Below are 13,508 nucleotides of genomic sequence, written 5' to 3' on the forward strand. Positions count from 1 at the left end.
CGGGGCCAGGTCAGTGGCCGCCCTGACGTTAAATCTTTACGCGGGGACGAATTGCCCCGTCGCGGCCGGAGCCGGCGCGCTGGACACGCCAGCTTCGAACTCCGAGCGGAAATACTTGATCGCACTGCCCAGCGGCTCAACGGCGCCCGGTGCATGGGCGCAGAAGGTTTTACCTGGGCCGAGGAAGTTGACCAAACCGAGCAAGGTGTCGATGTCCTGCTGCGTGCCTTGCCCGCGCTCCAAGGCGCGGAGAATCTTCACGCTCCAGGGCAGGCCATCACGGCACGGCGTACACCAGCCGCAAGACTCACGAGAAAAGAACTCTTCCATATTGCGCAGCAGGGACACCATGTTGACCGTGTGATCGACCGCCAACGCCAGGCCGGTGCCCATGCGCGTGCCGACCTTACCGATACCGCCGGCATACATCAGCGCATCAAGGTGCTCGGGGAGCAGGAAGCCAGTACCGGCGCCGCCAGGCTGCCAGCACTTGAGCGTGTAACCTTCGCGCATGCCGCCGGCATAGTCCTCGAACAGCTCACGGGCGCTCACGCCGAAGGGCAGCTCCCACAACCCGGGGTTCTTCACCTTGCCGGAAAAGCCCATCAGCTTGGTGCCGTGGTCTTCACTGTCCGGGCGGGCCAGGGTTTTGTACCAATCGACACCACTGCCGATGATCGCCGGCACGTTGCACAGGGTCTCGACGTTATTCACGCAGGTCGGCTTACCCCACACCCCAACGGCGGCCGGGAACGGCGGCTTGGCCCGTGGGTTGGCGCGGCGGCCTTCAAGGGAGTTGATCAGCGCGGTTTCTTCGCCGCAGATATAGCGACCGGCACCGGTGTGTACGATCAGCTCAAAATCGAAACCGCTGCCGAGGATGTTCTGGCCAAGCAGGCCAGCGGCCTTAGCCTCGGCGATGGCGCGATTGAGGTGGGTCGCCGCATCAACGTACTCGCCGCGCAGGAAGATGTAGCCGCGATAAGCCTTGAGCGCCCGCGCGGAAATCAGCATGCCTTCCACCAACAAGTGCGGCAGCTGCTCCATCAGCATGCGGTCTTTCCAGGTGTTGGGCTCCATTTCATCGGCGTTGCACAGCAAGTAGCGGATGTTCATCGACTCATCCGCCGGCATCAGCCCCCACTTCACTCCAGTGGGGAAGCCCGCACCGCCACGGCCCTTGAGTCCGGAGTCTTTCACCGTTTGTACGATGTCGGCCTGGGCCATTTCGCTCAGTGCCTTGCGCGCAGCGGCGTAGCCATTCTTCTGCTGGTATTCCTCCAGCCACACCGGCTGACCGTCGTCACGCAAACGCCAGGTCAGCGGATGGGTCTCTTCGCTGCGGGCAATTGTGTTGGCCGGGCCGATAGAGGTCAGACGCTTGACGCTAAAACCGGTCATACGTAGGCCTCCAACAGTTGGCCGATACTACCGGCGTTGACATCACCAAAGGTATCGTCGTCGACCATCAGCGCCGGCGCCTTATCGCAGTTACCCAGGCAGCACACCGGCAGCAGGGTAAAACGACCATCGGCGCTGGTTTGGCCCAGGCCAATGCCCAGTTGCTGCTGAATACTCTCGACCACCGACTCATGGCCGCCGATGTAGCAGGTCATGCTGTCGCAGACGCGAATGATGTGCCGGCCAACCGGCTGGCGGAAGATCTGGCTGTAAAAGGTCGCAACGCCTTCGACATCGCTGGCCGGGATACCCAGGACCTCGCCAATGGCATCGGCGGCGCCGTCTGGCACCCAACCACGGGCCTTCTGCACGATCTTTAAGGCTTCGATCGACGCCGCGCGCGGGTCTTCGTAGTGGTGCATTTCATGCTCGATGGCCGAGCGCTCAGCGTCGCTCAGGGCAAAACGGTCAGTCTGAATAAGTGCGTTCATCATCAGCGGTCCACGTCAGCCATAACGAAGTCGATACTGCCCAGGTAGGCGATCAGATCGGCGACCATGCTGCCGCGGATCACCGAGGGAATCTGCTGCAGGTGCGGGAAGCTCGGCGTGCGGATACGCGTGCGGTAGCTCATGGTGCTGCCGTCGCTGGTCAGGTAGTAACTGTTGATGCCCTTGGTCGCCTCGATCATCTGGAACGACTCATTGGCCGGCATCACCGGACCCCAGGACACCTGCAGGAAGTGGGTGATCAGGGTTTCGATGTGCTGCAAGGTGCGCTCTTTCGGCGGCGGCGTGGTCAGCGGGTGATCGGCCTTGTACGGCCCTTCCGGCATGTTGCGCATGCATTGATCGATGATCTTGATGCTCTGGCGCATCTCATCCACCCGCACCATGCAACGGTCGTAGGCATCGCCATTCACCGCCAACGGCACTTCAAACTCGAAGTTCTCGTAACCGGAATACGGCCGTGCTTTGCGCAGGTCGAAATCACAGCCGGTGGAACGTAGCCCTGCTCCGGTAACACCCCACTCCAACGCCTCTTTGGTGTTGTACTGCGCCACACCGATGGTGCGCGCTTTGAGAATGCTGTTTTTTAGCGCGGCTTTCTCGTACTCATCGAGGCGCTTAGGCAGCCAGTCGACGAATTCCTTCACCAAACGGTCCCAGCCGCGCGGCAGGTCGTGGGCGACGCCGCCAATGCGGTACCAGGCCGGATGCAGGCGGGCGCCGGTGATGGCTTCGATGACCTTGTAGGCACGCTGGCGGTCGGTGAAGGTGAAGAACACCGGGGTCATCGCACCGACGTCTTGGATGTAAGTGCCGAGGAACAGCAGGTGGCTGGTGATACGGAAGAACTCGGCCATCATGATGCGAATCACGTCGACCTTTTGCGGCACGATAATGCCCGCGAGTTTTTCCACGGCCAGCACATACGGCAGGTTGTTCATCACCCCACCGAGGTAGTCGATGCGGTCGGTATAGGGGATAAAGCTGTGCCAGCTCTGGCGCTCAGCCATCTTCTCGGCACCACGGTGGTGGTAGCCGATTTCCGGTACGCAATCGACGATTTCTTCGCCATCGAGCTGCAAGATGATGCGGAATGCACCGTGGGCTGAAGGGTGGTTGGGGCCGAGGTTGAGGAACATATAGTCCTCATGCTCGCTGCCGCGCTTCATGCCCCAGTCTTCCGGCTTAAAACGCGCCGCTTCTTCTTCAAGCTGTTGCTTGGCCAGGGTCAGGCTAAACGGATCAAACTCGGTGGCGCGCGCGGGGTAATCCTTGCGCAGTGGATGCCCTTCCCAGGTCGGCGGCATCATGATCCGCGTCAGATGCGGATGGCCGGTAAAGTGGATGCCATAGAGGTCCCACACTTCACGTTCATACCAGTTGGCGTTAGGCCAGATGCTGGTGACGCTGGGCATATTCAGGTCACGCTCATTGAGCGCCACCTTGATCATGATGTCGCTGTTCCGCTCCAGCGACATCAGGTGATAAAACACGGTGAAGTCCGCACCGGGTAGGCCACGGCGCTGAGTACGCAGACGCTCGTCGACACCATGCAGGTCATAGAGCATGACGTAGGGTCGCGGTAGGTTGCGCAGAAAGGTCAGCACCTCGACCAAGCGCTCACGCGCCACCCACAGCACCGCCATACCGGTGCGGGTGCTTTGCACAGTAAAGGCGTCAGCGCCAAAACGGGAATTCAGTTCGACAACCACTTCTTGGTCATCGGCTTTGTAAGGCGGTATGGACAGAATGCTTTGTGCAGTCATGGTCTCGGTCGCTATCGGTCGCTATCGGGCAACAGTGTCAGTCGACGGGCTCACGCGAGCCCAGGCTCACACTTCGTCGGGGCTTCGCAGATTGGTTACAGCGATACGCTCTTCGCGGCGCTGTTCTTTCTGCGAAGGCATGTCAGCACGGTAAACACCTTGATCACCGACAACCCATGACAACGGACGGCGCTCTTGGCCGATAGACTCCTGCAGCAGCATCAAGCCTTGCAGAAATGCTTCAGGACGAGGCGGGCAACCGGGAATGTAGACGTCGACCGGCAAGAACTTGTCGACCCCCTGAACCACCGAGTAAATGTCGTACATACCGCCGGAATTGGCGCAGGCGCCCATCGAGATGACCCACTTGGGCTCAAGCATCTGCTCGTACAGGCGCTGGATGACCGGAGCCATTTTAATAAAGCAGGTGCCTGCGATGACCATAAAGTCCGCCTGGCGTGGCGAGGCTCGAATCACCTCCGCACCGAAGCGCGCAATATCGTGCGGCGCGGTAAAGGCGGTGGTCATTTCCACATAGCAGCACGACAGGCCGAAGTTGTAAGGCCACAGGGAATTTTTGCGCCCCCAATTCACGGCACCATTGAGAACATCCGAGAGCTTGCCCATGTAGATGTTCTTGTGGACTTCATCGTCTAGCAGCGGGTCGGAAACCGTCTCCCGCTCGCCGACCGGATAGCGCTCATTGGGCGCATTCGGATCGATCCGAGTAAGTTTGTATTGCATCGCCAAAGCCTCATTGTTTTAGCTTCGCCTGCCGCTCACGACGACCTTGAGGCGCCCAATCGAGCGCCCCAATCCGCCAAAGGTAGACAAGACCTGCCAACAGAATTGCTATAAAGACTGTAGCTTCGATTAGCCCAGCCCAGCCGCTTTCGCGCACCGAGACGGCCCAAGCAAAGAGAAAGAGGGCTTCAACGTCGAAGATCACGAAGAGCATCGCGACCAGATAGAATTTGGCTGACAGGCGCAGACGCGCGCTGCCGACGGGCAACATACCGGACTCAAAAGGTTCGTTCTTGCTGCGGCCCCAGGCTTTGCTACCCAGCAGGCTGGATAGGCCGAGCATAAAGGCGATGAGCCCACATACTCCGAGCAAAAACACAGCAAAAGCCCAGTTATGGGACATGGTCGTTACCGCATCAGGCATGCCGGTACTCCTCGGGTAAAGGACGGCTTCTATAATTTTATTATGGCGAATGCAAAACCCAACGGGTATCGCCGGCGGAGTATGGCCGCAATTCTATGCCCACAACACATTAGTAACTAATTATTTTTTGTTCACAAAGAGACATTAATTTGTAGACAATAGCTATAGCCCTCCCAGTGCCGTCGCCATTGCCATGAAGCCGGATCAACAGTTGGTTCCATTGAAGACAGCCGCTATGCTTGGCGTCATCTCAATGGATAAAGACTATGACCCTCACCGAACTGCGCTACATAGTCACCCTCGCTCAAGAGCAGCACTTCGGCCGTGCCGCCGAACGCTGCCATGTAAGCCAGCCAACGCTGTCGGTAGGGGTGAAGAAACTCGAAGATGAACTGGGTGTGCTGATCTTCGAGCGCAGCAAGAGCGCAGTGCGCCTGACCCCTGTTGGTGAAGGCATCGTCACCCAAGCGCAGAAGGTGCTGGAGCAAGCCCAGGGCATCCGTGAGCTGGCCCAAGCCGGCAAAAACCAGATGGCGGCTCCGCTGAAAATCGGTGCTATTTACACCGTCGGCCCTTACCTATTCCCTCATCTGATCCCGCAACTGCACCGTGTTGCTCCGGATATGCCGCTGTATATCGAGGAAAACTTCACCCACGTGCTGCGCGACAAGCTGCGTAATGGTGAGCTGGACGCGATCATTATCGCCCTGCCGTTCCATGAAGCCGATGTGCTGACCAAGCCGCTCTATGATGAGCCATTCTACGCCCTGCTGCCGTTTGGCCACCCTTGGGCGGCAATGAAAACCATCGACAGCAAACTGCTGAATGACAAAAGCCTGCTGCTACTGGGTGAAGGCCACTGCTTCCGTGATCAGGTGCTAGAAGCCTGCCCGACGCTGCGCAAAGGCGGTGAAGACAGCGCCAAGCACACCACTGTGGAGTCCAGCTCGCTGGAAACCATCCGCCATATGGTCGCCTCGGGCCTTGGCGTGTCGATCCTGCCGTTCTCTGCAGTCGACAGCCACCATTACGCCCCGGGCGTGATTGAAGTGCGCCCGCTTAGCGCGCCAGCCCCCTTCCGCACCGTGGCCATCGCTTGGCGTGCCAGCTTCCCGCGGCCTAATGCGATTGAGGTGCTGACCGACTCGATCCGCCTGTGCTCGGTGGCGCGCCCGCTGCCACAAAAGACTTAAGACAGGCCATGACCGAGCTGGCCATGGTTTCTGTCACCGCGCTGAAAGGCGTGGGTGCGGCATTGGCCGAAAAACTCGGCAAGGTTGGCCTTGAGACGCTGCAAGACGTGCTGTTTCACCTGCCGCTGCGCTATCAGGATCGCACCCGCATCGTACCGATTGGCGCGCTGCGCCCCGGTCAAGACGCCGTGGTCGAAGGCATAGTCGCCGGCGCCGATGTCGTGATGGGCCGCCGCCGCAGCCTGCTGGTGCGCCTGCAGGACGGCAGCGGAACCCTCAGCCTGCGCTTCTATCACTTTAGCCAGGCACAGAAGGAAGGACTCAAACGCGGCACTCAGGTGCGCTGCTACGGTGAAGTGCGCCCGGGCTCCTCCGGGCTGGAGATCTATCACCCGGAATACCGCGCGCTGTCGGGCAGCGAGTCGATTGCAGTGGAACAGACGCTGACGCCAATCTACCCAACGACTGAAGGCCTGACCCAGCAGCGCCTGCGCCAACTCAGCGAACAAGCCCTGGCGCGCCTGGGTCCGCATAGCCTGCCGGACTGGCTGCCGCCTGAACTGGCTGACGATTACCAGCTCAGTCCGCTCGATCAGGCGATTCGCTACCTGCACCGACCACCGCCAGATGCCGACCTAGAGGAACTCGCCGAAGGCCGTCACTGGGCGCAACACCGTCTGGCCTTCGAGGAGCTGCTGACCCACCAATTGTCTCTGCAACGCCTGCGCGAAAGCGTGCGCGCGCAGCAGGCACCCGCTCTGCCCATGGCAAAAAACCTTCCGCAGCAGTACCTGGCAAATTTGGGCTTTGCCCCCACCGGTGCGCAACAGCGGGTCGGCGCGGAAATCGCCTACGACCTCAGCCAGAGCGAACCGATGCTGCGTTTGGTGCAAGGTGACGTGGGTGCAGGCAAGACAGTGGTCGCCGCCTTTGCCGCGCTGCAAGCGCTGGAAGCCGGTTATCAAGTGGCGCTGATGGCGCCCACTGAGATTCTCGCCGAACAGCACTTCATTAACTTCAGCAAATGGCTCAACCCCCTTGGCCTAGACGTCGCCTGGCTAGCCGGCAAGCTCAAAGGCAAAGCGCGCGCCAGCGCGCTGGAACAGATTGCTAGCGGAACACCGATGGTGGTCGGCACCCACGCGCTGTTTCAGGACGAAGTGCGCTTTCAGAAGCTGGCCTTGGTGATCATCGACGAGCAGCACCGCTTCGGTGTGCAACAGCGTCTGGCCCTGCGCCAGAAGGGCATTGGCGGACGCATGTGCCCGCACCAGCTGATCATGACCGCCACGCCCATACCCAGAACCCTGGCGATGAGCGCCTACGCCGACCTTGATACCTCGATACTCGATGAACTACCCCCGGGTCGCACCCCGGTGAATACCCTGGTGATTGCCGACAGCCGCCGCCTGGAAGTGGTCGAGCGCGTGCGCCTGGCCTGCAATGAAGGTCGCCAGGCTTACTGGGTGTGTACGCTGATCGAGGAATCCGAAGAGCTGACCTGCCAGGCCGCCGAAACCACCTTCAGCGACCTGACTGCCGCACTGGGCGGGCTGAATGTCGGGCTGATCCATGGGCGGATGAAACCGGCGGAAAAAGCGGCGGTGATGGACCAGTTCAAACAAGGCCGGCTGCAATTACTGGTTGCCACCACGGTGATCGAAGTGGGCGTCGACGTGCCCAATGCCAGCTTGATGATCATCGAAAATCCTGAGCGCCTGGGCCTGGCTCAGCTGCACCAGTTACGCGGGCGAGTCGGCCGTGGCAGCGCCGCCAGTCATTGTTTGCTGCTCTATCACCCGCCGTTATCGCAACTGGGCCGCCAACGCCTAGCAATCATGCGTGAGACCTGCGATGGTTTCATCATCGCCGAAAAAGACTTGGAACTGCGCGGCCCTGGCGAGATGCTCGGCACCCGCCAGACAGGCCTGCTGCAATTCAAGGTCGCCGATCTGATGCGCGACGCTGACTTGCTGCCGGCCGTGCGCGACGCCGCGCAGGCGCTGCTGGAACACTGGCCGCAGCATGTCAGCCCGCTACTTGAACGCTGGCTGCGGCATGGCCAACAATACGGGCAAGTGTGATCCGACGCACAACACAACTGCCACCTGCGCCGCATTTCCGCTAGCCTGCTGTTTATACTCGAAACATTGCTGACTCTGCCGGAAACCGCCATGACTGAACTCGCCCTTGCTACTGACACTGCGCCGCGCCCGCCTGCGGTGATTCTGCAATTGCTAGAAAAGCTCGGCCTGAGCTATCAAATCTGTCCTGATCAACCCAACCTGCCAAGCGCGCAACGCTTACAAGCCGTGCTGCTCGACGATACGGTGGGCGCGCTGCTGGTACTTTTCCCGCAGAATCAGTTGCTCGACCTGAATCGCCTGACCGAGCTCACGGGGCGCCAACTGGTGGCGGTCAAACCGGATCGCCTGGAGCGCATGCTCGGCAAGCACAACCTGAAAATGCTGCCCGGCCTGCCGCCACTGACCAGCTCGCCGTGCCTGTATGACGAACGTCTACTGCAGGTGCCGAGTCTGTACATCGAATCGGGTCAGCCCGGCGTGTTGCTGGAGCTGGCGAGCGAGGCTTTCAAGAGCCTGCTAAGTAAGGCCAGCGCCGCACGCTTCGGCGAGCCGCTGAGCAATATCCACCTGAACCTCGACCGCCCAGACGATGATCGTGCGGAAATCACTCAAGCTGTCCAGGCGTTTACCGCTCGCCGCATCCAGCAGCGCCTGGAAGAAACCATCGAGATTCCACCGCTGCCGGAAACGGCGCAGAAGATCATCAAGCTGCGCGTCGACCCGGATGCCACCGTTGATGATATTACCGGTGTGGTCGAAACCGATCCGGCGTTGGCTGCCCAAGTCGTCAGCTGGGCTGCCTCGCCCTACTACGCCGCGCCCGGCAAAATCCGCTCGGTGGAAGATGCCATCGTCCGCGTGCTGGGCTTTGATCTGGTGATTAACTTGGCCCTAGGCCTGGCTTTGGGTAAAACCCTGAGCCTGCCCAAGGACCACCCGCAACACGCCACGCCGTATTGGCAACAAGCGATTTATAGCGCCGCCGTGATCGAAGGCCTGACCCGCGCCATTCCCCGCGCGCAACGCCCGGAAGCGGGTCTGAGCTACCTCGCCGGCCTACTGCATAACTTCGGCTACCTGGTGCTGGCGCATGTATTTCCGCCACACTTCTCGCTGATCTGTCGTCATCTGGAGGTCAATCCGCACCTGTCGCACAGCTATATCGAGCAACATCTGCTAGGTATCAGCCGCGAGCAAATCGGCGCCTGGCTGATGCGCTACTGGGACATGCCGGAAGAGCTGGTCAGTGCCCTGCGCTTCCAGCACGACCCTGAGTACACCGGTGCACATGCGGCCTATCCAAACCTGGTGTGCCTGTCAGTTAGCTTGCTGCGCAATCGCGGCATCGGCGCGGGCCCGCAGAGCGATATCCCGCAAAGCCTGTTCGACAACCTCGGCATCAGCCGTGACAAGGCCGAGGAAGCCGTGAGCAAGGTGCTGGCCGCCGAGGTCGCGCTGCGCGAACTGGCTGCACAATTCCACCCGGCGCACTAAATAGCTGAAACGACAAAGGGGCCTTATGGCCCCTTTGTCGTTTCAGCCGAAGCGTTACTTCTGCAACTGCGCGCGGCGCGCTGCAAACAGTTCTGGCAGCCGCTGCACGCTACCATCAAGCAACTGGGCAACGGCTGGCTGCTCATACAACGCAGCATATTCAGCCAGCTTTTCGCTGGGCATCTGCCGATAGGCGTAAAGCATAAAGGACGCCACAGCCTCAGCGCTAGAGACGCGCAAGGCGTCTTCTTGAGCCTTGGTTTGACTACTCAGCGCCTTTTCATCAATGCTTTCGCCACGGGCTTGCAGGGCCAAAAACGCCTGGGTCTTACCGACCTCATAACGTAACAGGCCGGCCAAAGCGGTGGTATGCGCGGCCGCATCCAGACGCTGCACCAAAGCAAGCCGCTCTGCACGTGGCGGCCGCTCGCTCAGTTGTTTGCGATAAGCCGCCAGCCCGTCTGCGCCCGCGTCGCCGACTGACCGCTCAGCGGCGGTAAAGCCCTGCGCCAGCGGGCTTTCCAGCAAGCGCAGAGCTTGCTGTAGCTGCGTCTGCGTGAGCGCACCAGTTAGGCGATTAGCCAAATCTAGGCATAAGCCATCGGCGGCAAACACTTTGCCCAGCTGCGCGTGCTGTGTATTCGGCAGGCCGCGCTGCACCAGCGGCGCAGCCTGTTCGCAAACTAAACGAATACCCGCCAGTTCGAATAAAGGCGCAAAGGCTTCAGCTTTAGGCGGTGCGGCATGGGCTAGGGAGGACAACAACAACAAGGCAATTAGCAGCAGACGCATGGGCAAGTTCTCACTATGACGACGCCCAGCCTAGCGAAAGGCGTGCGCGGCGACCAGTGCCGACGCGCACAGCTTCAAATCAGGCGGCTTTTTGGACGGCGCTTTTCTTCTTCGGCATCAGGTATTTAGTCAGCCCCTGGAACCAGATCACCAGCGCAGGGTTACCCTGGATCTGGATGTCCTTGTTCTGAATGCCCTGCATAAACGCCAGCTGCTTGTTTTTGGCGCTCATGGTGGCGAAACCATAAGCCGCATCCTTGAAGCCGAGCGCGAATGCTGGCTCGGCAGCCGAACCACGCTTGCTGGTGATGCGTTGGTCTTTGACGATAAAGTGACGCGCCACTTTGCCGTCTAGCGTATGCAGCTGGAACGTCATATCGCGGTCAATAAGCTGCTGTTGGAACGCCGGGTTTTCACGGCTTGCCTTGGCCATTAGGCGGCCCAACATCCACAGAAGAAAACGAAATTTCATGCGCGAGGCCTCGCAAAGAGTCAGGAAAAGGCGGCGCATTGTAGCGGGTTGTTGCAGGGACTACAGCCGGTCTGAGAAGGGCGTGAGCACGCTGACCAGTGTGCAGCCGCCCGGAGCCAGTGGCTCCGGGTTAAAGGACTCAGTTGACCGCGTCTTTCAGGGACTTACCTGGCTTGAAAGCGACAGTGTTGCTGGCCTTGATCTGTACCGGCTGACCGGTTTGTGGGTTTTTACCCGTGCGCGCGCCGCGGTGGCGCTGCAAGAAGGTACCGAAACCTACCAAGGTTACGCTGTCCTTACGGTTCAGTGCGTTGGTGATTTCTTCGAGTACGGCGTTAAGTACACGGTTTGCCTGATCTTTAGTCAGATCCGCCTTATCGGCGATGGCGGCGGCGAGTTCCGGTTTACGCATAAATGCCTCTTTACGTTTTTTGTTGTTGTGTCCGGGCTGCTCTGCGTGAGCAGGTACCAAGGCGTCGCAACAGCTCTAGGCTGCGGCAGGCTGAGGGAGAATGGCATGGCATTGGGCCCTGCGCCAGTCTTGTCCGACAGTTAAGCCGTGCAACTTTATGGCATACACGACACAACAGCCGCCGTTTAAGCCAACAGCGCCGGCAGGCGCTTATTCAAGTTCAATTTGTCTTGAACGGCCGCCCCGGTGAGGGCGTAGCCGAGCAGCGCGCCGCTGCTGTCATGGCACAGCGCTTTGATGTCCGCGCCACTGCCTTCAATGCTCCATTCGCCTTGCAAGCCGTGCGGTGGCGGCGACACCACCAAAGGGCAGACCGGGGTTTTGACCGTCACCGGCATGGGGCCATAGCTCACAGCGGTGGGATTGCCAGCCAGGGTTTGGGCCAGTGCACGGGCGCAGGTCATCAGTGGCATGACATAGAGCAGGTTGATGCCATCCACCTCGGCGCAGTCGCCCAAGGCGTAGATATTGGCGCGGTTGGTGCGCAGCTGGCGGTCGACTACCACCCCGCGATTGACCACTAGCCCGGCGGCCGCGGCTAAGTTGATACGTGGGCGCAAGCCTACTGCCGACAGCACCAGATCGCAGTTGATCAGCGTGCCGTTGGACAGGTGCGCTTCCAGCCCATCACCCTGGTGATTCAGGCTGGCCAGTACCGGGCCAAGGTGAAAGCGCGCGCCCAGTCCTTCCAACGCCGCCTGCACAGCGGCGGCAGCGGCTGGATGCAGCAAGCCAGGCATGACCTGCTCGCAGGGTGCCACCAACTCAACCTGATAACCGCCAAGGGTCAAGTCATTGGCAAATTCGCAGCCGATCAGCCCGGCTCCCAGGAGCAATACCCGCTGTTTGCCGGCGGCTGCGGCACGAAAGCGCGCGTAGTCTTCGAGGTCATTGATCGAGAAGATCGCATCGTCAGCATCACCTGGTACCGGCACGCGAATCACCTCCGCGCCGCAGGCCAATACCAGATCACGGTAGGGTACGGCCTCTTCACCAATCCACAGCTGCTGGTGACCGGGGTCGATTCCGCTGATGCGCGTGTGGGTGCGCACTTCCGCGTTCAGTTGCTCGGCCATGGCGCCTGGCTCAGCCATGCTCAGACCATCGGCGTCCTTATTCTTGGCAAAGCCGGTGGACAGCATCGGCTTGGAATAGGAGCGGCCGTCGTCAGCGGTGATCAGCAGCAGCGGGGTTTCGCGGTCGAGCTTGCGAAACTCACGGGCCAGGTTGTAGCCGGCCAGGCCGGTACCGACGATGACGACAGGTGCACTCATGTTGCATTCCTCACACAGGCCGCGCAGAGCGGCGGCGCTAATTAATTTCAGGACGCGCAGATCAGAATCTGCTCATGCTCTCGCGAGCTAGAGTCCTGCGATACCGATGGCGGCCCCGCGAAAGCAGGCGAGGAAGCGGAGTGTACTTTTGTACATGAGCATTACTCGTTTCACTCGCCCTTCAAGCCGCGCTAAAGCGCGTTAGCCGCAAGCGGCTTTCCAAGTCTGTTTTTAACGCCACAGGACTGACGCGCAGCAGATCATGCACAGGCTCTCAGGCGATTTCGATCATCTCGAAGTCAAGCTTGCCGACGCCGCAATCGGGACACAGCCAGTCGGTGGGAATGTCTTCCCAGGCAGTTCCGGGGTCGATGCCTTCCTCGACCAGACCCAGGGCTTCGTCATAGATAAAACCGCACACCACACACTGCCACTTACGCATAACCACCTCGCCACCTGTTGACCCGCCCGGGGCGCTCAGTATGTATCTGAACGAAGCAAAACGGCGACCCGCAGGTCGCCGTTTTTCACAGCCTGAGCGCCTAATCTGCGGCCAGTCTCGCGAGCTCGCGGGCTGCCATTGCGAGCGTCGCTGGTCAGCAACAACGGCTTAGCCGATTTCGATCATTTCAAAATCCAGCTTACCCACACCGCAGTCAGGGCACAGCCAGTCTTCAGGGACATCCTGCCACAGCGTACCGGCGGCGATGCCTTCATCAGGCCAGCCCTGGCTCTCGTCGTAAATCAGTCCACAGACCACACATTGCCACTTCTTCATAACTACCTCAGGGGGTCACACGGCTATCGCGCTGCGGAAACTACCGTATATACGCAGGTGCGCCAAGTCGCAGAACGAGAAAGGCCGCCTCGCGGGCGGCCG

14 protein-coding genes are annotated in these 13,508 nt (G+C 60.2%); 3 read left to right on the forward strand and 11 right to left on the reverse strand.

All coding sequences use genetic code 11. The annotated features are described in order from the left end of the window. Nucleotides 1-36: 36 nt before the first annotated feature. The 5 genes from nuoF to BMZ32_RS06700 all read right to left on the reverse strand — a co-directional run bounded on the left by nuoF (nucleotide 37) and on the right by BMZ32_RS06700 (nucleotide 4,844). Nucleotides 37-1,401 carry an NADH-quinone oxidoreductase subunit NuoF gene (nuoF, locus tag BMZ32_RS06680; RefSeq protein WP_090240731.1) on the reverse strand — a complete coding sequence of 455 codons (1,365 nt, stop codon included), beginning with the start codon at nucleotides 1,399-1,401 and terminating at the stop codon, nucleotides 37-39. Further along, nucleotides 1,398-1,895: an NADH-quinone oxidoreductase subunit NuoE gene (nuoE, locus tag BMZ32_RS06685; RefSeq protein WP_090240732.1), complete on the reverse strand. Its 498-nt coding sequence runs from the start codon at nucleotides 1,893-1,895 to the stop codon at nucleotides 1,398-1,400. The genes nuoF and nuoE overlap by 4 nt, the downstream gene beginning before the upstream one ends. Next, nucleotides 1,895-3,676, reverse strand: a complete 1,782-nt coding sequence (gene nuoC, locus BMZ32_RS06690) for an NADH-quinone oxidoreductase subunit C/D (RefSeq protein ID WP_090240733.1) — start codon at nucleotides 3,674-3,676, stop codon at nucleotides 1,895-1,897. The genes nuoE and nuoC overlap by 1 nt, the downstream gene beginning before the upstream one ends. 66 nt (nucleotides 3,677-3,742) lie before the next feature. Further along, nucleotides 3,743-4,420 carry an NADH-quinone oxidoreductase subunit B gene (locus tag BMZ32_RS06695; RefSeq protein ID WP_090240734.1) on the reverse strand — a complete coding sequence of 226 codons (678 nt, stop codon included), beginning with the start codon at nucleotides 4,418-4,420 and terminating at the stop codon, nucleotides 3,743-3,745. Nucleotides 4,421-4,430: 10 nt separating this feature from the next. Next, the gene (locus BMZ32_RS06700; RefSeq protein WP_090240735.1) at nucleotides 4,431-4,844 is read right to left on the reverse strand and encodes an NADH-quinone oxidoreductase subunit A; all 414 of its coding nucleotides are present in this window, start codon (nucleotides 4,842-4,844) and stop codon (nucleotides 4,431-4,433) included. A 266-nt stretch (nucleotides 4,845-5,110) separates the two neighbouring features. Here BMZ32_RS06700 and BMZ32_RS06705 point away from each other — a divergent pair, with 266 nt between their 5' ends. The 3 genes from BMZ32_RS06705 (at nucleotide 5,111) to BMZ32_RS06715 (ending at nucleotide 9,618) form a co-directional block, all read left to right on the forward strand. After that, nucleotides 5,111-6,037 (forward strand): hydrogen peroxide-inducible genes activator, encoded by a 927-nt coding sequence (locus BMZ32_RS06705; protein WP_090240736.1) that lies wholly within the window; start codon nucleotides 5,111-5,113, stop codon nucleotides 6,035-6,037. An 8-nt stretch (nucleotides 6,038-6,045) separates the two neighbouring features. Then, nucleotides 6,046-8,121 carry an ATP-dependent DNA helicase RecG gene (gene recG / locus BMZ32_RS06710; RefSeq protein WP_090240737.1) on the forward strand — a complete coding sequence of 692 codons (2,076 nt, stop codon included), beginning with the start codon at nucleotides 6,046-6,048 and terminating at the stop codon, nucleotides 8,119-8,121. 90 nt (nucleotides 8,122-8,211) lie between these two features. After that, nucleotides 8,212-9,618, forward strand: coding sequence for an aminoacyl-tRNA deacylase and HDOD domain-containing protein (locus BMZ32_RS06715; RefSeq protein ID WP_090240739.1), 1,407 nt, complete (start codon nucleotides 8,212-8,214; stop codon nucleotides 9,616-9,618). A 54-nt stretch (nucleotides 9,619-9,672) separates the two neighbouring features. Here the strand turns inward: BMZ32_RS06715 and BMZ32_RS06720 are convergent, their stop codons facing one another. The 6 genes from BMZ32_RS06720 to BMZ32_RS06745 all read right to left on the reverse strand — a co-directional run bounded on the left by BMZ32_RS06720 (nucleotide 9,673) and on the right by BMZ32_RS06745 (nucleotide 13,406). Then, on the reverse strand, nucleotides 9,673-10,410 hold the full coding sequence (locus BMZ32_RS06720; RefSeq protein ID WP_090240740.1) for a hypothetical protein: 738 nt from the start codon (nucleotides 10,408-10,410) through the stop codon (nucleotides 9,673-9,675). A 79-nt stretch (nucleotides 10,411-10,489) separates the two neighbouring features. Further along, a complete protein-coding gene (locus BMZ32_RS06725) occupies nucleotides 10,490-10,882 on the reverse strand; it encodes a helicase (protein WP_090240741.1) in 393 nt (130 codons plus the stop codon). A gap of 139 nt (nucleotides 10,883-11,021) precedes the next feature. Continuing rightward, nucleotides 11,022-11,294 carry an HU family DNA-binding protein gene (locus tag BMZ32_RS06730; RefSeq protein ID WP_090240742.1) on the reverse strand — a complete coding sequence of 91 codons (273 nt, stop codon included), beginning with the start codon at nucleotides 11,292-11,294 and terminating at the stop codon, nucleotides 11,022-11,024. Between the two features lie 185 nt (nucleotides 11,295-11,479). Beyond that, nucleotides 11,480-12,628 (reverse strand): NAD(P)/FAD-dependent oxidoreductase, encoded by a 1,149-nt coding sequence (locus tag BMZ32_RS06735; protein ID WP_090240744.1) that lies wholly within the window; start codon nucleotides 12,626-12,628, stop codon nucleotides 11,480-11,482. A 274-nt stretch (nucleotides 12,629-12,902) separates the two neighbouring features. Continuing rightward, complete coding sequence (locus BMZ32_RS06740; protein WP_090240745.1) at nucleotides 12,903-13,070, reverse strand: rubredoxin; 168 nt, start codon at nucleotides 13,068-13,070, stop codon at nucleotides 12,903-12,905. A 168-nt stretch (nucleotides 13,071-13,238) separates the two neighbouring features. Then, nucleotides 13,239-13,406, reverse strand: coding sequence for a rubredoxin (locus BMZ32_RS06745; protein WP_090240746.1), 168 nt, complete (start codon nucleotides 13,404-13,406; stop codon nucleotides 13,239-13,241). Between the last annotated feature and the right edge of the window lie 102 nt (nucleotides 13,407-13,508).

Source organism: Pseudomonas guineae, from assembly GCF_900113745.1.
Taxonomy (GTDB): domain Bacteria; phylum Pseudomonadota; class Gammaproteobacteria; order Pseudomonadales; family Pseudomonadaceae; genus Aquipseudomonas; species Aquipseudomonas guineae.

What these genes read in the sequence shown, in the direction of transcription:
- nuoE (WP_090240732.1), bottom strand. Translation starts at nt 1,895, where the DNA reads ATGATGAACGCACTTATTCAGACTGACCGTTTTGCCCTGAGCGACGCT.
- BMZ32_RS06705 (WP_090240736.1), top strand. Translation starts at nt 5,111, where the DNA reads ATGACCCTCACCGAACTGCGCTACATAGTCACCCTCGCTCAAGAGCAG.
- BMZ32_RS06720 (WP_090240740.1), bottom strand. Translation starts at nt 10,410, where the DNA reads ATGCGTCTGCTGCTAATTGCCTTGTTGTTGTTGTCCTCCCTAGCCCAT.
- BMZ32_RS06730 (WP_090240742.1), bottom strand. Translation starts at nt 11,294, where the DNA reads ATGCGTAAACCGGAACTCGCCGCCGCCATCGCCGATAAGGCGGATCTG.
- BMZ32_RS06740 (WP_090240745.1), bottom strand. Translation starts at nt 13,070, where the DNA reads ATGCGTAAGTGGCAGTGTGTGGTGTGCGGTTTTATCTATGACGAAGCC.
- BMZ32_RS06700 (WP_090240735.1), bottom strand. Translation starts at nt 4,844, where the DNA reads ATGCCTGATGCGGTAACGACCATGTCCCATAACTGGGCTTTTGCTGTG.
- BMZ32_RS06735 (WP_090240744.1), bottom strand. Translation starts at nt 12,628, where the DNA reads ATGAGTGCACCTGTCGTCATCGTCGGTACCGGCCTGGCCGGCTACAAC.
- recG (WP_090240737.1), top strand. Translation starts at nt 6,046, where the DNA reads ATGACCGAGCTGGCCATGGTTTCTGTCACCGCGCTGAAAGGCGTGGGT.
- nuoF (WP_090240731.1), bottom strand. Translation starts at nt 1,401, where the DNA reads ATGACCGGTTTTAGCGTCAAGCGTCTGACCTCTATCGGCCCGGCCAAC.
- BMZ32_RS06725 (WP_090240741.1), bottom strand. Translation starts at nt 10,882, where the DNA reads ATGAAATTTCGTTTTCTTCTGTGGATGTTGGGCCGCCTAATGGCCAAG.
- nuoC (WP_090240733.1), bottom strand. Translation starts at nt 3,676, where the DNA reads ATGACTGCACAAAGCATTCTGTCCATACCGCCTTACAAAGCCGATGAC.
- BMZ32_RS06695 (WP_090240734.1), bottom strand. Translation starts at nt 4,420, where the DNA reads ATGCAATACAAACTTACTCGGATCGATCCGAATGCGCCCAATGAGCGC.
- BMZ32_RS06715 (WP_090240739.1), top strand. Translation starts at nt 8,212, where the DNA reads ATGACTGAACTCGCCCTTGCTACTGACACTGCGCCGCGCCCGCCTGCG.
- BMZ32_RS06745 (WP_090240746.1), bottom strand. Translation starts at nt 13,406, where the DNA reads ATGAAGAAGTGGCAATGTGTGGTCTGTGGACTGATTTACGACGAGAGC.